Origin of the sequence: Pseudoalteromonas sp. H103 (assembly GCF_001469205.1) — a bacterium.
Taxonomy (GTDB): Bacteria; Pseudomonadota; Gammaproteobacteria; order Enterobacterales; family Alteromonadaceae; genus Pseudoalteromonas; species Pseudoalteromonas carrageenovora.
This window is the reverse complement of the sequence record NZ_LOFG01000018.1, coordinates 143,796-166,954: the sequence shown is the minus strand read 5'-3', so window position 1 is coordinate 166,954 and position 23,159 is coordinate 143,796. Positions and strand designations below refer to the sequence as shown.

Annotated in this window: 18 protein-coding genes; 9 read left to right on the top strand and 9 right to left on the bottom strand. The window is 40.8% G+C overall.

Going from position 1 to position 23,159, the window contains the following annotated elements:
- Nucleotides 1-79 precede the first annotated feature (79 nt).
- The 3 genes from ATS74_RS16355 (at nt 80) to ATS74_RS16345 (ending at nt 3,802) form a co-directional block, all read left to right on the top strand.
- Nucleotides 80-2,542, top strand: coding sequence for a S9 family peptidase (locus ATS74_RS16355; protein ID WP_058549933.1), 2,463 nt, complete (start codon nt 80-82; stop codon nt 2,540-2,542).
- Between the two features lie 71 nt (nt 2,543-2,613).
- A complete protein-coding gene (locus tag ATS74_RS16350; protein ID WP_058549932.1) occupies nt 2,614-3,231 on the top strand; it encodes a LysE family translocator in 618 nt (205 codons plus the stop codon).
- Nucleotides 3,232-3,310: 79 nt separating this feature from the next.
- Complete coding sequence (locus ATS74_RS16345) at nt 3,311-3,802, top strand: DUF2798 domain-containing protein (protein WP_058549931.1); 492 nt, start codon at nt 3,311-3,313, stop codon at nt 3,800-3,802.
- Between the two features lie 40 nt (nt 3,803-3,842).
- Here ATS74_RS16345 and uvrA read toward each other — a convergent pair whose 3' ends face one another.
- Nucleotides 3,843-6,407 carry an excinuclease ABC subunit UvrA gene (gene uvrA, locus ATS74_RS16340; protein WP_058549930.1) on the bottom strand — a complete coding sequence of 855 codons (2,565 nt, stop codon included), beginning with the start codon at nt 6,405-6,407 and terminating at the stop codon, nt 3,843-3,845.
- A 192-nt stretch (nt 6,408-6,599) separates the two neighbouring features.
- Between uvrA and ATS74_RS16335 the strand changes: the two genes are divergently transcribed.
- On the top strand, nt 6,600-7,010 hold the full coding sequence (locus tag ATS74_RS16335) for a hypothetical protein (protein ID WP_058549929.1): 411 nt from the start codon (nt 6,600-6,602) through the stop codon (nt 7,008-7,010).
- 16 nt (nt 7,011-7,026) lie between these two features.
- On the opposite strand, the gene ATS74_RS16330 is transcribed toward ATS74_RS16335, so the two are convergent.
- The 3 genes from ATS74_RS16330 to ATS74_RS16320 are packed head-to-tail and all read right to left on the bottom strand — an operon-like array spanning nt 7,027 to nt 10,733.
- Entirely contained in the window at nt 7,027-7,815 is a 789-nt protein-coding gene (locus tag ATS74_RS16330) for a LytR/AlgR family response regulator transcription factor (protein WP_058549928.1), read from the bottom strand.
- On the bottom strand, nt 7,812-8,852 hold the full coding sequence (locus tag ATS74_RS16325; protein WP_058549927.1) for a sensor histidine kinase: 1,041 nt from the start codon (nt 8,850-8,852) through the stop codon (nt 7,812-7,814). The genes ATS74_RS16330 and ATS74_RS16325 overlap by 4 nt, the downstream gene beginning before the upstream one ends.
- A gap of 27 nt (nt 8,853-8,879) precedes the next feature.
- Nucleotides 8,880-10,733 carry a CIA30 family protein gene (locus ATS74_RS16320; protein WP_058549926.1) on the bottom strand — a complete coding sequence of 618 codons (1,854 nt, stop codon included), beginning with the start codon at nt 10,731-10,733 and terminating at the stop codon, nt 8,880-8,882.
- Nucleotides 10,734-11,063: 330 nt separating this feature from the next.
- Here ATS74_RS16320 and ATS74_RS16315 point away from each other — a divergent pair, with 330 nt between their 5' ends.
- From ATS74_RS16315 to ATS74_RS16305, 3 genes are all read left to right on the top strand, one after another.
- Nucleotides 11,064-11,249: a hypothetical protein gene (locus tag ATS74_RS16315; protein WP_058549925.1), complete on the top strand. Its 186-nt coding sequence runs from the start codon at nt 11,064-11,066 to the stop codon at nt 11,247-11,249.
- Between the two features lie 404 nt (nt 11,250-11,653).
- Entirely contained in the window at nt 11,654-12,208 is a 555-nt protein-coding gene (locus ATS74_RS16310; RefSeq protein WP_058549924.1) for a hypothetical protein, read from the top strand.
- A 108-nt stretch (nt 12,209-12,316) separates the two neighbouring features.
- A complete protein-coding gene (locus tag ATS74_RS16305) occupies nt 12,317-12,724 on the top strand; it encodes an energy transducer TonB (protein WP_024598543.1) in 408 nt (135 codons plus the stop codon).
- A 172-nt stretch (nt 12,725-12,896) separates the two neighbouring features.
- Here ATS74_RS16305 and ATS74_RS16300 read toward each other — a convergent pair whose 3' ends face one another.
- Entirely contained in the window at nt 12,897-14,480 is a 1,584-nt protein-coding gene (locus ATS74_RS16300) for a tetratricopeptide repeat-containing sulfotransferase family protein (protein ID WP_058549923.1), read from the bottom strand.
- An 85-nt stretch (nt 14,481-14,565) separates the two neighbouring features.
- Nucleotides 14,566-16,983: a TonB-dependent receptor gene (locus tag ATS74_RS16295; protein ID WP_058549922.1), complete on the bottom strand. Its 2,418-nt coding sequence runs from the start codon at nt 16,981-16,983 to the stop codon at nt 14,566-14,568.
- A 425-nt stretch (nt 16,984-17,408) separates the two neighbouring features.
- On the opposite strand from ATS74_RS16295, the gene ATS74_RS16290 reads away from it, so the two are divergent.
- Together ATS74_RS16290 and ATS74_RS16285 are read left to right on the top strand one after the other, a co-directional pair.
- On the top strand, nt 17,409-18,503 hold the full coding sequence (locus tag ATS74_RS16290) for an NADH:flavin oxidoreductase/NADH oxidase (protein WP_058549921.1): 1,095 nt from the start codon (nt 17,409-17,411) through the stop codon (nt 18,501-18,503).
- Nucleotides 18,504-18,584: 81 nt separating this feature from the next.
- Nucleotides 18,585-19,781 carry an MFS transporter gene (locus tag ATS74_RS16285; RefSeq protein ID WP_058549920.1) on the top strand — a complete coding sequence of 399 codons (1,197 nt, stop codon included), beginning with the start codon at nt 18,585-18,587 and terminating at the stop codon, nt 19,779-19,781.
- A gap of 52 nt (nt 19,782-19,833) precedes the next feature.
- On the opposite strand, the gene ATS74_RS16280 is transcribed toward ATS74_RS16285, so the two are convergent.
- The 3 genes from ATS74_RS16280 to ATS74_RS16270 all read right to left on the bottom strand — a co-directional run bounded on the left by ATS74_RS16280 (nt 19,834) and on the right by ATS74_RS16270 (nt 23,155).
- Entirely contained in the window at nt 19,834-20,715 is an 882-nt protein-coding gene (locus ATS74_RS16280; RefSeq protein ID WP_058549919.1) for an EamA family transporter, read from the bottom strand.
- Nucleotides 20,716-20,986: 271 nt separating this feature from the next.
- Nucleotides 20,987-21,727 carry a FadR/GntR family transcriptional regulator gene (locus tag ATS74_RS16275; protein WP_058549918.1) on the bottom strand — a complete coding sequence of 247 codons (741 nt, stop codon included), beginning with the start codon at nt 21,725-21,727 and terminating at the stop codon, nt 20,987-20,989.
- A gap of 438 nt (nt 21,728-22,165) precedes the next feature.
- On the bottom strand, nt 22,166-23,155 hold the full coding sequence (locus ATS74_RS16270; protein WP_058549917.1) for a Gfo/Idh/MocA family protein: 990 nt from the start codon (nt 23,153-23,155) through the stop codon (nt 22,166-22,168).
- Between the last annotated feature and the right edge of the window lie 4 nt (nt 23,156-23,159).

The following is a 23,159-nucleotide window of genomic DNA, read 5'->3' as shown; positions in this document are numbered from 1 at the left end:
TTACCTTAATGCTTTATGAACATAGCAAAACGTGTTTATATACGCCTATAACAGTAAAAAATAACAAAAGGATAAAAACATGAACGCTTTTAGGCTGTTAGTTGCCTTTATTTGTTGTGTTGCATTACTGCCAACAAGCCAAGCAGAGCAAGGCTATCAAACACCATCACCTGAGCTTGCTGCTTTGGTTGACGCTAAATTAGCACCCACTAGTTACTTATCAAGCGATGGCCAGTGGCTAGCGCTTTTTGAACGAAAACGTGTTGTAACACTTGATGAACTTGCAAAAGAAGAGCTTAAACTGGCGGGTATTAAGCTTAATCCGGCTAACTTTTCGCGCTCACGTGTTAGCGCAAAATACAGCGCAGTTGAGCTAAAGCACGTGCAAAGCGGTACGGTTATTAATATTAATAACTTACCAAGTGGTATTATTCGCTCGCCTAAATGGTCATCTAATAGTAAGTATTTAGCGTTTATTGTTGAGCAACAAAGCCAAGCAAATTTATGGCTTTACAGCGTTGAGAGCAAACAAGCACAACAGCTTTCAAGTGCTTCATTAAATTCGGTATTAACATCATCACCCTATAAATGGCTACCCGATAGCAGCGCAATTGTTGCAAACCTTGCGGTAAATATTGATAAGCCACGGCTTGAAAATAATAGCCAAAGTGTAGTGCCTGTTATTCAACAAAGTACCGGTGAAAAAGCGCCTGCGCGTACGTATCAAAATTTACTAACGAGCCCGTTTGACGAAGCGCAGTTTAAATTTTATGGCCAAGGGCAGTTAGCCTACATTACGCTTGATGGCAAAGCCCAAGCTATTGGTAGCCCAGCATTATTTAAATCGTTTTCGGTATCGCCTGATTCAACTAATATTTTAGTTGCGGGTATTAATGAGCCTTTTTCATATCAAGTACCTTACAGCCGATTTGCAAGCACGTGGCAAATATGGGGAATGCGCGGCTATGCATTAGCAGAGCTTGCAAAGCAGCCTCTTGCAGATAACATTCCACAAGGCTACGACAGCGTACGCACAGGCCGACGCGATTTTGAATGGCGAGCCGATCAGGGCGCTGAAGTTATTTGGGCCGAGGCGCAAGATGGCGGCGACATGAAAACCGATGTTAAGCACCATGATTACATTTACAGCTTACGTGCCCCCTTTAAACGCGAGCCTAAATTATTTGCTAAGGTAGAAAGGCGCTTTGCAGGTATTGAGTGGGGCAACGAAAACGTAGCCATGCTTACAGATTGGCGCTTTAGCGACCGCCAAGTGCGCACTTTTGTTATTCAGCCACGTAATGCCGACAACAATCGCGTGCTGTTTTCAGAGCGTAGTTATAACGATGCTTACAAAGACCCAGGTAATGCTATTTACGAGCGTAACGATTTAGGCGCTAACGTAATTAAAATTGTAGGCGGGCGCTATATTTACCTGCGTGGCAATGGTGCATCTGAGCAAGGTAATATTCCGTTTTTAGACAGATACGATGTAAAAACAAATAGCAGTAAACGTTTATGGCAATCTAAAGCGCCTTATTACGAGCGCGTACGTGCACTGCTTGATGACGAAGGCGAGCGCTTTATTACAGTTCGTGAGTCTAAAACTGAGCAGCCTAACTTTTTTATTCGTGATTTAGATAACGATACACTGACCCAATTAACTAATTTTGCCCACCCGTACCCTGCATTTAAAGGCGTAACTAAAGAGCAATTACGTTATAAACGCGATGACGGCGTAGAGCTTTCGGGCACGTTATATTTACCACCAGGGTACGATAAAACTCAAGGCCCATTACCTGTGCTTATGTGGGCTTACCCACTTGAATACAAAGATAAAGCCGTAGCATCGCAAGTTCGTGAGTCGCCTTATGCATTTACTTACATTGGTTATTGGGGCCCAATGCCTTACCTTGCTAAAGGCATTGCCGTGTTTGACGACCCTAAAATGCCTATTGTAGGTGTTGATGGCAGCGAGCCAAACGATAACTTTAGAAAGCAGTTAGTATCAAGTGCGCAAGCAGCTGTTGATGTATTAGTTAAAAAAGGCATTGCCGATAAAAACAAAATAGCCATAGCAGGGCACTCATACGGTGCATTTATGGTTGCTAACTTATTGGCTCATAGCGATTTATTTAAAACCGGTATTGCCCGCAGTGGCGCGTATAACCGTACGCTAACGCCGTTTGGTTTTCAGGGCGAAGAACGTGATTTTTGGCAAGCACAAAGTGTATACGCTAATATGTCGCCGTTTTTTCACGCTGAAAAAATCAATGAGCCAATGTTAATGATCCACGGTAAAGAAGACCCTAATTCGGGCACTTTCCCAATGCAAAGTGAGCGTATGTACGCAGCGCTTAAGGGTTTAGGTAAAGACGCTCGCTTAGTTATGCTTCCTTATGAAGCACATGGTTACCGCGCACGTAAAAGTTTATTACACGTACTGTGGGAACAAGAGCAGTGGCTAGATAAGTATTTGTTAAATGATACAGCAGAGCCAGTAGAAGTAATTACTGAACCAGTGGTAAGTACTGGGCAATAGTAATAAACATAAGTAAGCAACAACGCGGCTACTTATAGCCGCGTTTTTGTTTTTAATACGAGAGTAAATTAATGATTGATGTAGCAGCGCTTGCGGTTTTTATACCAACGTTCTTTTTTGTGTCTATTACTCCAGGTATGTGTATGACCCTTGCCATGACACTTGGCATGAGCATCGGTGTGCGCCGAACCTTATGGATGATGATAGGTGAGCTATTAGGCGTAGCAACCGTTGCCGTTGCTGCGGTACTCGGTGTTGCAAGTGTAATGCTAAATTACCCAGATGCATTCGCTATTTTAAAATGGGTAGGCGGCGGGTATTTAATTTATATCGGCGTAAATATGTGGCGCGCTAAAGGAAAAATGTCGATTAATACACAAAGCCCAAGCGATGTAAGTCGCCAGTCGCTTTTTACGCAAGGCTTTGTAACTGCCATTGCAAACCCTAAAGGCTGGGCGTTTATGATCTCACTATTGCCGCCGTTTATTAGTGTACAGCACGCAGTAGCCCCACAGCTTTTAGTGCTTGTTTTAGTCATTATGGTAAGCGAATTTGTTTGTATGCTTGCCTATGCAACAGGCGGTAAAAGCCTACGCTTGTTTTTAGCGCGTGGCGATAATATAAAATGGATGAACCGTATTGCTGGTAGCTTAATGGGACTAGTTGGAATTTGGCTTATTTTTGGTTAGCTTAAAATTAGTTGATATTGTCAATTAACCTGCTATAGTTGACTTTATCATCTATTGGGCGCTTAAGGCATACCCAAAAATGAGTACATCTGTATCAGTAAATCCAGAAATGGTTGAGCCTAAAAAAACACCTGTAATTTATAAAATACTGGTTATGATAAGTATTATTGCTTTAATCGGCGGTACGCTAACTGGTATTATGACTTATGTGAATGTAGGGGTTACAGAGCGGTTTTATGCAGATTGGTTTACCTCGTTTATAAGTGCAGTGCTGGTAATGGCGCCTATTGGTTTTGTAATGATGACCTTAATGCATAAGCTAGTTAATAAATTATTGCCCACTAGTAGCGAGCTAAAACGTAATTTAGTGATTAGTGTTTTTATGGCGCTTACCATGGAGTCGGTAATGGCATTTGTTACCGCTACTAACAATATTGGCTATGCAGATATGCGTTTATTTTTAAATGGTTGGGCTGAAGGGCTTCTTGCTGCACTGCCTATAGGCCTTACTATAATGTTAATAATGTCGGTTACTGTAAAGCCCAAATTAGAGCGTTTTTTAAAAAGTTAACAAAAAGAGCCTGTAGCTCTTTTTGTTAGTTAGCTAAACACTAAATTGCGCTATTCAAAAACGATGCAGTACGGCTTTCTGTAGATTGCGCCACCTCGTTTGGTTTACCTTGTGCAACTATTACTCCGCCTTCGTCGCCGGCTCCTGGACCAATATCAATAATCCAATCACTGTTACTGGCAACTTGCATATCGTGCTCAACCATAATTACGGTGTTGCCCGCATCAACTAAGCCATTTAACTGCGCCATTAGCATGGCTACATCTTTAGGGTGCAGGCCAGTGGTTGGTTCATCTAAAATATAAAGCGTATCGCCGCGCTGTGTACGTTGTAGTTCAGTGGCAAGTTTAATCCGCTGGGCTTCACCGCCCGAAAGCTCAGTAGCAGGTTGGCCTAAACGTAAATAGCCAAGGCCCACTTGTAAGAGCGCATTTAGCGCACGTAAAATAGCGGGTTCATCGGCAAAAAACGTATGCGCAGACTCAACGGTTAAATTTAGTACATCGGCAATGGTTTTATCTTTATAGGTAATGTCGAGTGTTTTTTGGTTGTAGCGCTTGGCGTTACACACAGGGCAAGGCGAATACACGCTAGGTAAAAATAACAGCTCCACGCTTACAAAGCCGACGCCTTCGCAGTTGTCGCAGCGACCTTTTTTAACATTAAACGAAAAACGACCGGCATCGTACTTACGCGCTTTTGCCTCTTTGGTATTGGCAAACAGTTTACGTACGTGATCGAACAAATCAGTGTATGTAGCAAGGTTTGAGCGAGGTGTGCGGCCAATGGCTTTTTGATCAACCGTTATTAGGCGCTTTATGTGTTCAATGCCCCCAGTTATTTGCCCGCCAGTTGTTATATCAAGTTCTTGCTCGAGTAGCTCGGCTTCATCTGTAGCTATTTGTGGCTGCGATTTTTGCCCTAGTGCATCGTAAACTAATTCAACAAGCGCTTGGCTTACTAAGCTTGATTTACCTGACCCAGATACCCCCGTAACACTTGTAATAACCCCAAGTGGAAATTCTACATTAAGCTTTTGTAAGTTATTACGCTCAACATTTTTAAGCGTTAGCCATGCTTTTGCTGGGCGTTGTTTACTTTGTATTTGAGCTTGCTGAGATTCGTTATTTATAAATAAATACTGGCTTGTGTGTGAGCTGCTAATTTGTTTTAAGCCCTCAACGGGGCCGCTATAAACAATATTACCGCCACGGGAGCCTGCATTTGGGCCTACATCAACCACCCAATCGGCATGGCGAATAACACTTACGTCGTGTTCAACCACAAACACAGAGTTACCAGCGGCTATTAGTTCATCTAATGCGGCTAACAAGGCTTGGGTATCTGCTGGGTGTAAACCTGCCGAAGGTTCATCTAATACATAAACCACCCCAAACAGTTTTGAGCGAATTTGCGTCGCAAGCCTTAAGCGTTGTAATTCACCAGGTGATAAAGATGGGGTGGTGCGTTCAAGCGATAAATACCCTAAACCAAGTTTGGTAAGTGCTTCAACGCGTTTAAGAATGTCGCCTGCTATACGCTTTGCAACTATGGCTTTCTCGGGATTTGCAGCGTTACTTTTAGCGGGGTTACTAGCGGCAAACCTTAATTTATCTGCCAGCTCATTGAGCGTTAATTGTGAAAATTCACCTATATCAAGGCCCGCTACTTTAACCGATAACGACTCTTTTTTAAGTTTTTTACCTTCGCACTGCGGGCATTGTGATATTTGCATATACTGCGACACGCGCTTTTTAGTGCGTGGGCTTTGAGTGCTCGCAAACGATTGTAAAACAAAGCGTTTAGCACTTGTAAATGTACCCATGTAGCTAGGGCTTTCTTCATTTTTAATAGCGGCTTGTGTTTGCTCAAGCGTATACTCAGGAAACACTGGCACTGTAGGTGTTTCGTCGGTAAATAAAATCCAATCACGGGCTTTTTTAGGCAGGGTATTCCACGGTTTATTAATATCGTAACCTAGCGAGGTAAGAATACGGCTTAGGTTTTTACCTTGCCAAGCCGGCGGCCATGCTGCAATAGCGCGCTCTTTAATTGATTTAGTGGGATCGGGCACTAGTAGCTCTTCGGTTACGTTAAATACGCGGCCAATACCGTGGCACTTTGGGCAGGCGCCTTGCGGCGTATTAGGCGAAAACGCATCGGCGTACAGTATGCCTTGCCCTTTGGGGTATTCACCTGCGCGTGAGTAAAGCATTCGCAGCGCGTTAGAAATAGTGGTTACACTACCCACCGATGAACGTACCGAGGGCGCACCACGCTGTTGTTGTAATGCAACCGCTGGTGGCAGCCCTTCAATCGAATCTACATCAGGCTCGTCTACCTGATCGATTAATCGGCGTGCATAAGGGGATACCGAATCAAGATAGCGATGCTGCGATTCGGCAAATAATGTTCCAAAGGCGAGCGATGATTTCCCCGAGCCTGATATACCGGTAAAAACAACAAGTGAATTACGGGGAAGATCTACATCCACATCTTTTAAGTTATGAACACGCGCGCCTCTTACTTGAATGCTGTGCTCTGGGTTTAATAAAGCCGATTGCGCGTTACTAAGCTCATGTAACTTTTTAGGTGTGGTTGCCATTTAATTTACTCCTGTTTAAAAACCGTGTGTTTATTAACGTGCCGCAAAGTATTAATACTAATGCGGTGACACTGAATGAGCGCTTAGCCTGTTTATTGGGTTTTTAATAGGGTGTTTACATAATAGGTAAAAACTGCGAGTATAAATTTCAATCAAGTATTCAAGCATCTAAATTTAAAAGGAAGTTTAATTGTGGCAAAAATTGTAGTTAGCTTTTTATTTTTATTAGTACTTTGCGCCAATGTGTTTGCAGCGCAAAATAATGTATTGAACGTTGACCGAGCCATACCAAATAGTATGCACTTGTCGTTTCCAAACGATAATAATATAACGCCTAAAAAGTCTGACTTTTCAATTTTAAACTATGTACTTATGAGTAACGAAGAAGGGGAGCGCTGGGCGGTTATTACCCTTACAAATTTAGCCTCTGGCAAGCGTGAACTTAATCAGGAGCATTTATTAGCGTTGTTTGCAGATGGCAGCAGGCTAACCCCAAGTGATTTTAAACTAGGCTTTAATGGCGACCAAACACAGTCGGTAACTGTATCGTTTGCTGAGCATAAGTTTCCTATTTTAAGTGTATATTCGAGCAATGATCAGTAACACATTTTTAGATAAGTTAAATGTGTAGTAATTGCTTTAGTTTATCGGCACCGGCTCTGCTGGTGCTTAGTTCAGATTTAATATCATCATTTACAATCACCATCAATTTGCCATTAAACCAACGCTGTATTTCTTTAATGTGGTCAACGTTAACCAAATAGCTTCGATGAATTCGTACAAAGCTTTTTGCTACTAAGGCATGCTCAAGCTGATCGAGCGTATCGCTTAAGTGATGAAATGTGTCGCCATTCCACGCCAAACTATTACCTTGCTCCGATTTAATAAATTTGATGTCATCCGGTGAGAGTAAAAATATACGCTCACCGTTTTTACTAATTAGCTTATTTAATGTGTTTTCGGTTAATGCAAAGGTTTGTTCGTGTTCTGGGCTGTTAACTTGGCAGTGGGCACGCTGTTGCTCAAGTAGCTGCTGCGCTTTAGCGAGTGCTTTTTTTAATCGAGCAATAGGAAAAGGTTTAAGTAAGTAATCTGTTGAGGCGTTCTCGAATGCTTCAATCGCAAATTGGTCATACGCGGTTGTGTAAATAATAATGGGCTGGTAGTTAAGTAAATCAATAAGCTCCAAGCCGTTAATTTCTGGCATTTGTATATCAAGTAATACCACATCAGGTTTTAGCTCATTAATTAATGAAATGGCCTCTTTGCCATTTGTGGCCATACCTACTACATCAACATGCTCCATTAAACTTAATTGATGGCTTAATTTTTCGCGAGCGGGAAGCTCGTCATCGGCAAATAATACGCGCATTTTAGATGCTGTATTTGGCTGGTTTTTACTGTTCATAGTGTAAGCTCCAACGTAACCACTGCACCATTGTTATTGCTCAGTAGTACCTTACTTTTGCCAAGTTGTTTAATGCGTTTTAGTATGTTTTTCATCCCTATACCATTGCCATGCCCGTGTTTTATAACATCACTCGAAAACCCTTTACCATTATCGCTAATTTGTATTTTAACGCCGTTAGGCAGCTCACTGAGCGTTATATTAAGTATTAACGACGTTTGTTTGGCGTTATGTTTAATGGCGTTTTCAATAATTGGCTGAATAAGTAGCGGGGGTAGCGATATATTTTTAAGCGTATTGGGAATATGGTAATTAACTTTGAGTTTATCGCCAAAGCGGGCTTTTTCAATATTTAGGTACTTTTCTATTATTGTAAGCTCTTGCTGTAAAGGTATTTGCTGTTGCTCGGCAGTATCAAGCGAGTACCTTAAAATATCAGCCAGTTCATGCAGTACTTCATCGGCTAAATCGGGGTTTGTATGAATATAAGCCGAAATTGTATTTAAGCTATTAAACATAAAATGTGGGTTTAGTTGGTAGCGCAATGTAGCAAGTTGCGCTTGTTTAAGCGCGTGTTTTTCGGCTGTTGCGCGTTTTTTGTTTTCAATAAAAATACTGGTAAAGTAAATACACGAGCCCCAAAGTAAACCGTTAAATACAACAAATACCCCCATGGATTTATACCCATCAAAAAGCAGTGTGAGTATTATATCGGTAAGCACATTACCAAGTGCCATAAATACAACTGCAATTAACCATTCTAATGCTATTTTATGAATGTGTTTATTGCGCAGGTAAAAAATAACCGCTGCTGCACTCCATACCGGCACCCAGTAAAAAGTAACAAACCACACGGTAGCAGCAAGTGCACTTCCCGTAGTAAAGGGCGCAGAGTTAGCAATTATTAGCCCAAGCGCATAAGCAATATCTACAATAAGTAGAATAAAAAAGCTGTATTTATAAAAAGGATGTTTGAGCATAATATGTGCTTCTTTTTGTAAGTGATTAAACCATAACAAAAAACAGTCAAAACCCAAAGACTTTGTGTTTTGACTGCAACTTAATTAAAAGTAGGTTAGCTCCTTGATTTGTAATGTGTTTTTTAATGGCTCATTGCTTGCGCCTGGCATTTTACGCCACATTAAGTTAACTCCAGTTAATTCAGTGGCCGACCACGTAACGGGGCTACCAAAGCCAAATTGTTTAAATGTAGTGAAAGGAATATCAAGCGTTGTCCACTCATCGCGCGGTTTTAAAAGTACACTAAAGTGATCCCAATCTTTTACATCATTATGAAAAACAGACAAGGCAAAAGGCGTACTTGAACCTTTATATGTTAGTCGAATACCTTTAAATGCAGAGGCATCAGCCGGTGATGTAAATTTTATTTCAGCGCCTGCCCACGCGCCAAAGCTGGTTGGCTTTGTAATGGTTGTATCAATAGTTAAGCTGTTTTTATGTGTGGTAAGTGTTGCCACAGACTGACCACCCATTACCGAGTCGCTCAAGGCTTGCCATGGTGTATCACCGGTAAAATCATCAATAACATGCTGAGCTTGGCGGCTTTTAACTTCTTCATTACAGGTAGGGCCTTGGGGCTTTATGGCTTTGTTTTGAGCAATAAGTGCTGGGCGGTCTACTTGTATACCTGATTTGTAAACCTCTGATATGGTGTGAATGTGCTTTATATCATCAAGTGGGTTTTGCTTAAGCAGTACAAAGCTTGCCTCAAAGCCATTAGCCAGCTTGCCAATGCTCTCGGCTTTATTAATCGCTTTTGCGCCGTTAACTGTGGCTGCATTAATTATTTCACCATTTGTTAGGCCCGCTTTTTTAAGTGCATCTAACTCGTTGTGTAACCCAGTACCGTGTAGCGTGTAAGGGTTTCCGGCATCAGAGCCTGTGCCTATAGTGATATTAGCTTTATGTAGCTTTTGTATATTTGCATAAGCGGTTTTACGCTCCTCCCACGCGTGTTCTTTCCATTTTGAAGGTGCAGGCACATTTTCAAACAAACACCCTTGAAGCTTTTCGGGAATGGTTTTTAGTAACTCGCTTTGTGAGCTAATAGTATGGTTATGCTTTTCGTCGCTATGGTTATGATATACCGCAAGGGTAGGAATGTAGGTTACTTTATGCTGTTTCATTAGCGTAATAAATTCATCGTCAATCGCTTCGCTATTAATACCGTGGGCTAGAGCCGTTGCACCTGCTTTAATAGCGCGTTTACCATCATTCAGTGTAGAAACATGCACAAAATACGGTAAATTAGCCGCTTTAGAGCGTTTACCTAGCTCGCTTAATTGGCTATCAGTTAACGATTTACCCACACCGCCAAAGGTTTCAATAACCGCTTTAGTTACATGTGGATTAGTGCTTATATGTTTTTTCCATAGCGCTGCTATGTCTTCAGCTTTTGCAATTTCGTATGCGTGGCCGCCAAACTGCGTGCCATGCCCACCAGGGTTGGTAAACAAAGTACCCGCATAAAAAAGGTTAGGGGTTAGTTGGGCTTCTTTTAATTGCGCGGCTTCGTTTAGGGTTTGCTCAAACGAAAACAAATCAACAATGTTTGTTACGCCTAAATACAAATTAGAATTAAAGTGCGCTTTAACCGGCAAATACTGAAACTCAGTAAAGTTACTACCCGATGAACCCAAATGTACATGTAAATCAATTAAACCAGGTATTGCATATTGGTTGTAAGCATCAATAGTTTTATCTGCGATTTGTAGTGGGTCAGTCGCTTTAGTAATACTTACTATTTTACCCTCATCAATATACAGCGAACTCGGCGCAGAAAAGCTTTGCGAGCTATTTTGGTATAAGCGAATGTTGGCGACCCGCAGGTCAATGGCATTCGCACTAAAGTGGCTTGCTAAACTCAGTGCTATAACTGTTTTTATAATAATGTTCATGACTATATTCCTTATCAAAATAGGTGTTTGGCGTTTTGTTGATAAGAAATTTAGCGAGTTTTTTAACCAGCTTCATTAATGTTTATCTGAATCGACATTATTAGAGGTTGAACCGACACAGAAGTAAATAAGCGTTGTGGTAGGGTGCTCAAGCTACCTAAATTAAGTTTTTAAAGGGTCGCTATGAGCGATAACCGGTCATTGAAAAAATTAAAGTTATTCATGTGTTTTGAGTAGAAACCTAATTTTGTCCAATAACATTATTAAACGCCGTTTTGGTGTGTTATAAGCTGTTAGTAAGACACGAATATTTCGCATATGGAGTTGCCAATGAATAACGAAACAAATAACCCTCGCATTAAAGAAGATGTTGAGCCAAAAGACCTAATTAAAATGCAAACTGAAGTCGGTTTAATTGAATCAATGATTCAGTCGAAGACGCTCACAGCTATAGTCATCATTGCAATTATTTTGTTGGGTGGCTTTTTCATGTTCTTGTCCAAGGTAACAGGTTAGCCGCAACAGAATGTATTGCTAACAAGCATCTAAATCCTACATTGCCGGCAGCCACACTTTTAGCAAGCAACGCAAAAAGCCCGCCAGTGCAAGGCGTATTAGGCGAGCGTTAACAATGTCCGCAATTGGCACTTAGTTGAACTTCGGCAAAGAGCGATAAGCGGTCGTTAGCAGTTACTTTTCAATTTCGTCAAAGTATATATTGCCTGCATAGTCAAGAAAACGACCGAATAGCTCGTTTTTGTCCTGAAGTAAAAACCAGTACTACTGTATTTTGGTAGTGCTGGCAAATAGTTAAGAAGTTTGTTACAAGTGAGTAATTAAGATAAACGAGCGACGCTGTGGTAGAAAAACATGCGATTCGCTCGCTATAAACATGTTAGGTGCATTTTAGAGGTCTGAGTATGGATGAGAGTTTTGTAAAAGAATTGGATTCGTCTTTAGAAGTATTTAACACATATTTTCCGAATGAAAGAGATGACGTAGACATACTTATATTGCGTGGTCATCAATTAGCAGAAACAATGCTTTATAGTTTTATTCGTAAAACAGTTTCTAATCCAAAGCATATTGAGTCTTTTTTTATAAGTTGGGAGCCTCTTGTTTCGCTCGTAAGGGCATTAATGCAAGATGATGAAGAAGAATATACATGGGTATGGAAATCACTAATAAAACTCGCTAAAACAAGAAATCAAATAGCACACAATATAAATCCTGATATTCAGAGTAAACATGTAGCGGATTTTATTAACTGTGTAAGGTCTCAATTTTCAGGCTTTAATAATGTAGTTGGTGATGATGACCTTAAAAAGGCGATATATATTGTTTATTGTGGTTTATCAACAGCTCTTGCTCTTGAAAAGTATCCCTACTGTGGTGCAACATATTTGGTTCGAGATGAAATCCACAAACATGGTCAAGAGCTTATATCTAAAGGGATAAGCGTACAAAGCACCTAACAAGGGTTTTCAAGTCGGACTCGTAACAGTTTGCTCGGTTCCGCTTCGCTCCACATTTAGCAAACTATTACTCGCCGCTTAAAACGGCGCTATATGCTCTAGGAAATTATGAAATATCTAGTCAAACTTTATCTTGTTTTGCTCATGGTGGGCTGCACTTCAACTATTCAGCATGAATTACCTGGAGAAAAAATTTCAACTAGAAAGGCTGCAGATTTTAATGAAAAATCTGATGTTCCAAAGTGGGTCAGTAAGAATAAGAGCCTAATTGAATCACATTTATTTGTTTGCGAAACTTGTTTCGGTCACAAAGTGCAAGTGCATATAAATATTGATGATAATGGTTATCTAAAGTTTTCTAAAATCGTGCGTTCTACGGGCCAAAAAGAGCTAGAAAAAGAAGCGTTAAAAGCCATTAAATCTTCGGAACCGTTTGATATTTCGTACCTAAGTGAAGCAGACAAGAAAGTAGTACAAAATATAATATTTACCTTCGCCCCAGAAAAGAACACTTAACAAGTGACTAAGATTATGAGTGTCCGCTCATGGCACTCTTTAGCCACTCGCCAACATAAAATGTGATAATAATTGGCAAGGTATTTTACTGTGTCGGATGGCGCTTCGCTTATCCGACCTACACTTACACAAAGCTGCTTATTTGGATTCTGCCCTGCCCAAAATAAAACGCTTATTCAACACTAATACCTTGGCTTAAAAGGTACTTCACTGCTGCATTAGTATGGGGTTTAAACGCCTTCCAACGGCCGATTGCTTTGCTATTTAATGGTTGGCGTACTTGTACTTTACTGGCTGTAGATACAGGCGCGGTGTTTAAGTGAAAGTCTATACACTGTGCTTGCCACTCTAAATTACAAAAGCTGACTAACTCTTTAATTTGTTGCTCGGGCTGTGCGACTAATTCTTCGTATTTTACTAATTTTATATTGCTGTGCAGGGTACTAAAGTGCTGCATGAGTTTGTAAAAACGGCTGTAAAATTTTGCTGTGTCGAGTAAATCGAGCGAGTACGCGTAGTAGGGGTTATTAATGGTAAATAATTGGCGATAGTTGCCAATACAGGTGTCGATTGGATCGCGCAGCATACAAATAATTTTAGCGTTTGGCAGCGCTTTTGTAATTAAGTCGATATAAAAAAAGTTAAACGGGAGTTTATCTATAAAATGTTTATGGCTGCCAGTGGTTACGCGAGTTGCGTTTAAATAGGTTGTCCCAAGCTGATTAAAATCAAGCTCATACGCTTTAGTGAGTGTTTGAGTATCGAGTACATGCGGTGTTTGAGTTTGGCTTAACTTTTTAACGCTTAGGCCAAAGTCTTGTAATTCTCCGGCTGATTGTACGTCTCTATGGCTCGATAAAATACGCTCCACCAATGTGGTGCCAGAGCGGGGCATACCTAATACAAAAATAGGTTCGGCTGTTAGGTTACCTTGTGTTAGCGCTTGTGCGTGCTGCTTACTTAGATATTTAATATGTTCAAATAGCTCAGTTGAGCTTTTATGATCAAACGGCTGCATAGCCCGTTTTGCTACTTTACCTTGCTCTAACGCGTTAAAAGCCTCTGAAAACTCACCAAGGTCTTGGTACTCTTTTGCTAAGGCATGGCCTATATGTAGTTTTGCATCGGGGTGAGTGATTTGCTCAGCTACGGCTTTTAAGCGCGCTATATGATTAGATTGCGCAGTAGCTTTGGTTAAGTCGCTTAATGCAAAATGACTTTGATGATGCAGCGGGTCTAGAGTAATGGCGCTTTCAAAGGCGTTTTTTGCTTGTTCAAATTGGCCTACAAATTTAGCGCTCACACCTAAATTATAATAAAACTGTGGTTGTGGTTTATTTGCGTGTTTGGCCAGTTCAATAGCGCAGTTAAAATAGTTTAGTGCCTCTTTGTGCAGGCCTGCTTGTGTAAGTGCAACACCTAGGGTGTCGGCATCAAGACTCTTTTTTATTTGCTCAATGGGTATCGCTAAAGCGGTGTTTTTGGCTTTAGTTAGCTCGCCTGTAATTGCATAACATTTTGCAAGTTGGGCGCTGTATTCAATGCTTTTACCAAGGCTAAGGGCTTTTTCGATTAGCTTTATGGTTTTGTGTATTTGCCCAACACGTAAATTAACCATGGCCAGTAAAAAGTAGCCATCGGCAAAGTCGCTTTTTTGAGTCACTAATTCAACGAGGGCTTTATGGGCACTTTGTATATTACCTTGGTTTAAATACTCAATGGCGCTTTGATGGAGGTGCTTTAAGTTTGGCTGCATGATGGTTGTTTTATTTATGTGTTAATAAAGAAAAAAGGCTCAATTAAATTTGAGCCTTATAACATTGTTTAAAAGTGACTATAAATTATATTTCAAATTTGTAGTTAAATTTAACGCCTACCGTAAGCGGGCGATTAATATAGTGGCCGTAGTTACGTTGTATGTCGGCACCGTTTGCAGTTGTTATATCGGCATCTGAACGACGTACTGATGTAACGGCGTATTTATTAAATACGTTATCAATGTATAAAGTAGTAGACCACTCATCAGCCGTTAGCTTAGCAGAAATATTACTTAAGCTGTAACCTGGCAGGGTTTCGCCATTGTCATGCAAACCTACTTTTGAAATTACATCACTTTGTGCGGTTAAACCGTAGTTAATATCAAGGGTTTTGTCGTTAAACACATCTGTTTGATAGTTTACACCCATTGAGAACTGATGCTCTGGCGAGCCCGGTAAACGGTCGCCGTCTTCTGCGCCATCGGTGCCATCAGCATTAAACAAAAATGGTGCGTCTGATGTTAGCTCTGCTTTGGTGTATGCGTAAGTTGCATAAACCGAGAATGAGTCAGATAAAATCGCACGGGAAGAAATTTCAATCCCTTTTGCATTTGCGCTGCCTGCGTTTGAAAGATACGTTAATTGGCCTACATCTGTAGCGCCTGTAATTTGTGCATCATCCCAATCTATGTTGAATAACGCGGCGTTAAAGTGTAGTTGGCTTCTAAACCAGGTACTTTTAAAGCCTAACTCGTAGTTTGTAGTAGTATCTGCATCAAAAAGCCTTTCGTCAGCGTTACCACATCCTGTTTGCTGGTTTTCAGGGATAGGATCAGGGCAAACAGCTAGAAGGTTGGAACCGCCAATTCTAAAGCCTTCACTTACTGTTACATAACCCATTACTGAATTAGTAAACTGGTATTTAGCATTAAATTTGAATAAGTTACCGTTATCGCCTGCTTCGTCTTTTTCGTAAGCAACGGTGATTGCATCAGGGTCTGCATCGCCATAAAGTGTATTTGCAAGCGGGAAGTCAAATGCTGCTTGCGCCTCTACATCGTATTCGTAAAAACGTGCACCAATGGTAATATCTAATTTTTCGGTAACTTGGTAGCCAACTTCGCCGAATAGCGCAGACTCAGTGACTTTACTTTTTGTAAGCTCTAAGTATTCTAATGAGTCAGGTCTTAGCTGAGCGCCACCAAAGTTATCGATAGCGAATTGGTCAAACCCAGGCGTAAACTCTCTACTTGATGCTTCGGTTTCTGTTTTGTTGTAAAAGCCACCCACAATCCAGTTAAAGTCGCTGTCGCTTTGAGACACTAAGCGAATTTCTTGAGTGAAGGTGTCTTCTTCTTCAATTTCACGCGTGAAAGATGAAAACGCTGGAAATTCTTCATAGCCGTAATCAAGACGAATAAGTAAATCGGTTTGGTCGCGTTGGCCGTCGGCATCAAAGCTTGAAATACCCGTAGCCGATACTAGCTCTGCAAAACCTAGGTCTGCTTTTAGCTCGAGGCTTAGTAATTGATCTTCTTTTTCGCGCGGCTCTTCATAACGATAAGCAGACTCGTATTTACCTACAATATCGCTTAAGCCATTATCATCGTTTAAACTGTTGTAATGAACAATCGAGCGGCCTTCGCTGTCTTGGTTTTGGTAAAAGTAATTAAGTGTCCCTTCAAATGTTTCGCTTGGTTTCCAACGTACAGAAATACGCCCTGTGGTAGTTGTTTCGCCGTTAGCATCTTCAACATTTTTAATATTGTTGTTTACTTCGTCGGCGTTGCTCCAATCAGGGTCCGGTAGAGATACACCTGGCTCACGCACTGTGTAAGCATAATCAATAAAGCCTGGGTCTTCGTATACGTTTAAGCTTGCACGCACTGCAAGTTCATCTTCGATAATAGGAAGGTTAACAATAAACCCGCCTTCGCCACCTAAAGAGTCACTTTCTTGGGTTTGAAACATATCGCCGTAAACTTCAAGCGATGTAAAATCAAGCTCAGGCTCTTTAAGCATGTAACGAATTGCGCCGCCTAATGTGCCCGCACCATAAAGGGTGCCTTGTGGCCCAATTAATACTTCAACGCGCTCTATATCTACCAAGCGCATATCAACCGAAACCGGAATTTCGTTAATGTAAGTTGATACTGTACCGCCATCTGATGATGGACCAGACGAGTTTGTGTTTAAACCACGAACAATGATAGGCGAGCCTGAGCGACCACCTTGATCGGTTATTGTTAAACCAGGCACCCAGCGTGCTACATCGGCAAGCTCACTGATATTTTGATCTTTCATAATATCGGCATCAAGCGCTGTAATATTTAGTGGTGCATTTTGTACAGAGCCGCTGCGCCTTGTTGCTGTAACTTCGATTACTTCGAGTGATTTGTTGTTAGCTGCAACTTCTTCTTGAGCAAGTGCGGCATTGGGAAATAAAAATACGCCAGATACAGCGCTCGAAATAGCCAAGGTTAACAAGCTTGGTTTAAACATAAAAAGTGATCCCCAGTTCAAATGTTTTACATTAGTAAATTAAGTGAACAGTTTATCAGGGAGTTAAGGGGCAGGGAATAATAAAATTGAATTTTAATTCACTTTTTTGGAATAAATAGCGCGTTAAAATAAACTTTAACTCATGTAAATACATCTTGCATCCAATGATTTTCAGTAAATTAGGTACATGTTACATACAGCTAGCATGATTGTTTAAAAGTAATAGCCATTCACGTTTTTAAAATTGCACTAATTGTTGTGTTTGTTAATGCTTCTTAAGCCCTGATAAAAAAACGTTTGAGGTAGCTTTTTTAGTAATGACTTATTCTATTTTTTGCACTGTAAAAATTAAGTTTGATCCCCATTATCGTTAGTTATCGTAAGCTATTTCAATTCGCACATGTGTGCGCATCAAGGAGCAAGCAATGAGTCAGTTATTCTCGGAGTTAAACATAGGGCAACTCACATTAAACAACCGAATTATTATTGCACCTATGTGCCAGTATTCAGCAAATAATGGTGCAGCTAGTGATTGGCATACCATTCATTTAGGGCAGTTAAGCTTAAGCGGGGCAGGGTTACTTATTTTAGAGGCCACAGCGGTTAATCCAGAGGGGCGTATTAGTTATGGCGATTTAGGGCTTTGGAATAATGAAACCCAGCAAGCATTAGATAAAAGTTTAAAAGCGGTTAGACAATATAGCTCTATGCCTATTGGTGTTCAGCTAGCACATGCTGGGCGTAAAGCATCTACTGAAAAGCCATGGGATGGGGGTGGTGCATTAAGCCCAACGGATGAAAACGGCTGGCAAACGCTTGCGCCTTCAGCAGTCGCGTACGACGAAAATAGCCCAGAGCCAAAAGCCATGAGCCAATCCGACATAGACTCATTAATTAAAGACTTTGTAAGCGCCGCTAAACGCGCTGACGAGCTAGGCCTTGATTTAATAGAGTTACATGGGGCGCATGGGTATTTGTTGCATCAGTTTTTATCACCTTTGAGTAATAAGCGCGATGATGAATATGGAGGCAGTTTGCAAAACCGTATGCGTATTGTGCTTGAAGTATTTAAAGCTGTTCGCGCAGAATTTAACAGTAACAAACCCGTGGGTATTCGTATTTCTGCGACTGACTGGGTAGAAGGGGGCTGGGATTTAGAACAATCAGTAGCGCTTGCTAAAGCCCTTGATGAGCTTGGCTGTGATTTTATTCATGTAAGTACAGCGGGTTTAAGCCCTGATCAACAAATACCTGTTAAACCTAACTTTCAGGTGCCATTTGCAACAGCTATTAAAGAGGCTGTGAATATGCCTGTTATAGCCGTGGGTTTAATTACCGAGCCACAACAAGCCGAAGATATTATTAGCGAGCAGCAAGCCGATGGCGTGGCACTTGCGCGTGGTATTTTATATGACCCGCACTGGCCTTGGCATGCAGCAGCAGAGCTTGGCGCTACTGTAACTGCACCTAAACAGTATTTACGCTCAAGCCCGCATGGTAAGCCATCACCAATAAAGTAAGCAAAGTACGAGGTTATAACCCAATGGGCTTTGTACCCATTGGGTTTTATTATTTTTAAACTGTACAAAACAGAGAAATACATGACTCAAACAGGCGTTTCACCGCAGCCACTTAGCAATACACTTGTTAGCATTATTGCTTTATGTTGCGGACTTATTGTTGCCAACATTTACTACGCTCAACCCATTATTGAGTTATTAGCACCCGAGGTGGGGTTGAGCCCGCATAGTGCTAGTTTTATTGTGTCGCTTACGCAAATTGGCTATGCCCTTGGGCTATTTTTTTTAGTGCCATTAGCTGACCTCATCGAGAACAAGCGCTTAATGCTTATAACGCTTGGAGTATCGTTTTTGAGCTTAATAGGCACAGCCCTTGCCGATACACCAAATGTAATGCTTATTTTATGTTTAATGATAGGTATTAGCTCGGTGTCTGTTCAGGTGCTTATTCCGCTTGCGGCGCATTTATCGTCTGACGAAAAGCGTGGGCAAGTGCTGGGTAATATTATGGCAGGTTTATTATTAGGTATTTTACTCGCAAGGCCTATATCGAGCCTGATTGCCGATCACTTTGGTTGGCGTGCGGTATTTTATTTTGCAGCCGGCTGTATGGTGTTTATTGCAAGCGTAATTTATTTTGCCATTCCGCACAGGCATCCAAATCAAAAAACGTCCTATTTTAAATTATTAAAATCGCTTAAGCAGTTAATGATAAGCCAACCTGTTCTGCGCCAACGTGCTCTTTTTCAGGCATTAATGTTTGCCTCTTTTAGCTTATTTTGGACAAGCGTCCCCATTGTACTTGCGCGAGAATATGGCTTATCGCAATCACAAATAGCGCTATTTGCTTTAGTTGGCGCAGCAGGCGCTATTGCAGCACCTATTGTTGGGCGCTTAGCCGATAAAGGTTACACGCATCAGTTATCGTTATTAGCAAAAGTGATTGCCGCAGTGTGCTTTTTACCTAGTTTATTTGAGTTACCCAACGGGATAATAATTTTAGCTTTAACAGGTGTGTTTATTGACTTCGCTGTGCAAGCAAACATGGTACTTGGCCAGCGGGCTGTGTATTCATTAGAGCCGCAAAGCCGTGCGCGACTAAACGCGATTTACATGACGAGTATTTTTGTAGGTGGGGCTGTAGGCTCACTTATAGCCAGCCCGCTTTATGAGGCCGGAGGCTGGACAAGCGTTGCGTTAGTAGCCGCTGGTATGCCGCTTATTTCATTAATTGGGTATTTGCTAACAAATAACAAAAGCGCTAAATCGGTTAGTTAATAGGTATTATTAAGCACGTAGCCATCGTAATTTATACGATGGCTATTTTGTTTTAACTTGTTAGATCTAACGTGTTTTTTTGTTTTTTAACACTTGAAAATGAGCTACCAACAGAGGCTATAATCACTAATAAAATAGCTAACCACTGCCACAATGTAAGTAACTCTCCAAGTATTATAAAGCCTGCAAGGGCTGCAAATGCAGGCTCTAAGCTAAGCATAATGCTAAACCCTTGTGCGGGCATATTGCGTAGAGCGACCATTTCAAGTGTATAGGGCAGGGCGCTTGATAAAATGGCAATGCCAATGCCGAGCGGTATAATTCCCCATGTAAATGCACTGCTTTGCGATATGCCACCATAAGGTACAAGTACTAGCGCAGCAATGGTCATACCCAAAGCAACCGTTGCACCACCTGAGCTTTGAGTGCCGGTTTTTTTACCAAATAAAATATACGCCGCCCAGCAAGCTCCTGCTGCAAGGGCAAGTATGACACCTATAGGGTCTAGGCTATCTTGGCTGCTCATATCGGGTAGTAACAGTAAAATACCAGCAATGGCACAGGCTACCCAAAATAAATCGCGCTTGCGGCGAGAGCTAAATAGCGCCACAGCTAAAGGGCCTGTAAATTCAAGCGCAACACCTATACCCAGCGGAATACGCTCTATAGCGTAATAAAATAAAATATTCATACCGCCAAGGCTTAAACCATAAACAATAATAGAGGTGCGATTACCCTGCGTGGGTAAGTGTTTCCAAGGTTTAAAGATTAAACATAAAATAAGCGCAGAAAAACCAAGCCTTAGTGCAGTAGTGCCCTCGGGGCCAACAATAGGAAATAATTGCTTAGCAATAGAGGCACCAGATTGAATGGTGATCATAGCTAAAATTACACAAATAATGGCGAGTAAAAAATCTTTAGTGGATGATTGCATTGAATTCCTTACTTACAATCGGCTGGTTTTGCGCAGTGTATCTTTTTTTAATTACTAGTGAAACATCAATACCCAGTAATTAATACATCTTGAAGCATTGCTTAAAAATAGTTAAACCCTTAATACGTTTTAAAGCAAGTTAAATGTATAGCTGCTAGAAAAAGCGTGTTGTTTACTCAAATAGAATAGCTATACCAAGGTGATAAGCAAAAAAATAGCGAGCAAGTAAGACTTGTTCGCTATTTTTCAGTATAAGTAATTAATAAGGGTATTAGTTTGCGCTTTTAACCAAACCGTCTAAAGAGTAAAGTCCTCTTTTCTCATCATTTTTACGCTTAATTTCTTCAAGTGCACGTGATTCTACTGCATCAAATAAAGCATTAATTAAGCGATTAAAATGTTTATGCATTGCTGTGCGTGCGGCACTTGCATCATGAGACTTAAGCGCTTTGTAAATAGCGGTATGTTCGTCCATTACGCAGTCGTTATTGTTTTTACATACGCTGCCATAATCGGTAACAATTTGAGCGTTGTTAAGACGTAAATCCCATAAATTAGATACAGCATATTCAAGCGCTTTATTGCGAGTAGCACGGGCTATAATTTCGTGAAACTCACGGTCAGCCTGCTCAACATAAAGGCCTTTTTCCATAGCGATTAGCGTTTTATTTAATTGCTCTAACTCTTCATCGGTAATAGTTTGAGCTGCCAGTGCTGCAATTTCGCCTTCAATTAAAGCACGCGCTTGAGTAAGTTCAAATGCACTAATTTCTTTAGATTTAATTGGTTTTTCTAGCTGCTCAACAACATAAACACCTGAGCCAGTTTTAACTTCAACTCGGCCGCGCACTTCTAATGCGATAATTGCTTCTCTGATAGTAGGGCGACTTACGTCAAACATTTCAGCAAGTTCACGCTCTGGTGGTAAACGACTTCCAGCAGAAAACTCACCTTGATTTATCAAAGACTCAACTTTATCAACAATGCGCCAAAATAAGCGACGATTACCCATACTTTACCTTCATTACCTTAAGGAATAATGGCCTCTGGGGCCTAATAGTCAAAAACAACAGTTAATACCAGAGGTTACCCCAAAATTCACTATTATGTCAAAATTCTAACGCGATGTTACGCTTGCAAACCACTATACACCAATGGTTGCGTTTATGTATTACCAATTTAGTTTAAAATAATGCAATTGGCCAGCTTGATTGGTAATGTTTTTATGTGTTAGGTTAGTTTTAAGGTTACAAATATAGATACATTGGTAATAAGTCAAAGTTGCACTGTAAGTGTTATTTGTTGCAAATTAAGATTTTTATAGTTGATAACTCAAATTGATTGCCCACGGATGGGGGTCGTTATTGTAATAAAAAGTGTAGTCTTAGTTAGTTGTTTTAACTTCCCTTTGGGCGTTAACTGTCGTTGGTTAACGCCCATATATATTTTATTATTTATCGCTTGGGTATATAACACCAAGTTGTATACGCGCATCATCTAGTACGCTCATTACATTAGATGCTAATTGGTGGGTATTAACAGGCGATTCAAGCACGTTTTGCTCAACCAACTCGATAAAGTGAGCTACTTCGTATTTCATAAAATGCTCATCAAACTTACCTGAAATAACTTCTGTTTCACCGTTATTTGCAATAAATTCAATCTGTTTAAGCTGTGATACGGCTTCTATACGCATGCGGCCAAGTTCACCTTGTATCTCGGTTATATTGTCGCCTTGCGAAATTTTTGAATAACTAATAACAGCTTGTTTATCTGAGTAGTTTAGTAATACATCGCCCGCGCCATCCACACCTGTATCAAGTAATACGCCACTGGCACTCACACTGTTTGGCGCTCCCCACAGTGCAATTAATAAATACAATGGGTAAATACCTAAGTCGACCAAGGCACCGTTAGCAAACTCAGGTAAAAATGTATTTGGGCGCTCACCATTTTTGTATTTATCATAGCGAGAAGAGTACTGACTGTATTGACCAATAAATTTACGCGGTGTACCAATTTTAGCCAGAGCACTTTTAAGGTTGGTAAAGTTTGGCAAGTGTGTGGTCATCATAGCTTCCATGTAGAGACGCTGATGTTTTTTTGCTGTTGTTAAAATAGCATTTAGTTCGTTAGTATTAGCTGCTGATGGTTTTTCACCTAATACATGTTTGCCTGCTTCAAGGCACATTACTGCGTAATGTTTATGCAGACTATTTGGCGCTGCAATGTATACGGCATCAACGTTTTGATCTTGGCATACTTGCTCAATTGAAGTGAAAATTTTTGCGTTCGAATTTTGAGGGTGTTTTGTTAAAAATGCTTCCCCACTTGAGACTGCGCGCGAACACACGCCATATAAATTAAAATTGGCTAATGTATTTGCCGCATTGAGTAAGGTGTCGCTAATAAAATTAGTGCCAACAATAACAAAGTTCATGCTC

Excerpts from the sequence above, each read along its gene's own strand:
- ATS74_RS16355 (WP_058549933.1), top strand. The coding sequence starts at position 80 with ATGAACGCTTTTAGGCTGTTAGTTGCCTTTATTTGTTGTGTTGCATTA.
- ATS74_RS16350 (WP_058549932.1), top strand. The coding sequence starts at position 2,614 with ATGATTGATGTAGCAGCGCTTGCGGTTTTTATACCAACGTTCTTTTTT.
- ATS74_RS16345 (WP_058549931.1), top strand. The coding sequence starts at position 3,311 with ATGAGTACATCTGTATCAGTAAATCCAGAAATGGTTGAGCCTAAAAAA.
- uvrA (WP_058549930.1), bottom strand. The coding sequence starts at position 6,407 with ATGGCAACCACACCTAAAAAGTTACATGAGCTTAGTAACGCGCAATCG.
- ATS74_RS16330 (WP_058549928.1), bottom strand. The coding sequence starts at position 7,815 with ATGAACAGTAAAAACCAGCCAAATACAGCATCTAAAATGCGCGTATTA.
- ATS74_RS16320 (WP_058549926.1), bottom strand. The coding sequence starts at position 10,733 with ATGAACATTATTATAAAAACAGTTATAGCACTGAGTTTAGCAAGCCAC.
- ATS74_RS16315 (WP_058549925.1), top strand. The coding sequence starts at position 11,064 with ATGAATAACGAAACAAATAACCCTCGCATTAAAGAAGATGTTGAGCCA.
- ATS74_RS16310 (WP_058549924.1), top strand. The coding sequence starts at position 11,654 with ATGGATGAGAGTTTTGTAAAAGAATTGGATTCGTCTTTAGAAGTATTT.
- ATS74_RS16305 (WP_024598543.1), top strand. The coding sequence starts at position 12,317 with ATGAAATATCTAGTCAAACTTTATCTTGTTTTGCTCATGGTGGGCTGC.
- ATS74_RS16300 (WP_058549923.1), bottom strand. The coding sequence starts at position 14,480 with ATGCAGCCAAACTTAAAGCACCTCCATCAAAGCGCCATTGAGTATTTA.
- ATS74_RS16295 (WP_058549922.1), bottom strand. The coding sequence starts at position 16,983 with ATGTTTAAACCAAGCTTGTTAACCTTGGCTATTTCGAGCGCTGTATCT.
- ATS74_RS16290 (WP_058549921.1), top strand. The coding sequence starts at position 17,409 with ATGAGTCAGTTATTCTCGGAGTTAAACATAGGGCAACTCACATTAAAC.
- ATS74_RS16285 (WP_058549920.1), top strand. The coding sequence starts at position 18,585 with ATGACTCAAACAGGCGTTTCACCGCAGCCACTTAGCAATACACTTGTT.
- ATS74_RS16280 (WP_058549919.1), bottom strand. The coding sequence starts at position 20,715 with ATGCAATCATCCACTAAAGATTTTTTACTCGCCATTATTTGTGTAATT.
- ATS74_RS16275 (WP_058549918.1), bottom strand. The coding sequence starts at position 21,727 with ATGGGTAATCGTCGCTTATTTTGGCGCATTGTTGATAAAGTTGAGTCT.
- ATS74_RS16270 (WP_058549917.1), bottom strand. The coding sequence starts at position 23,155 with ATGAACTTTGTTATTGTTGGCACTAATTTTATTAGCGACACCTTACTC.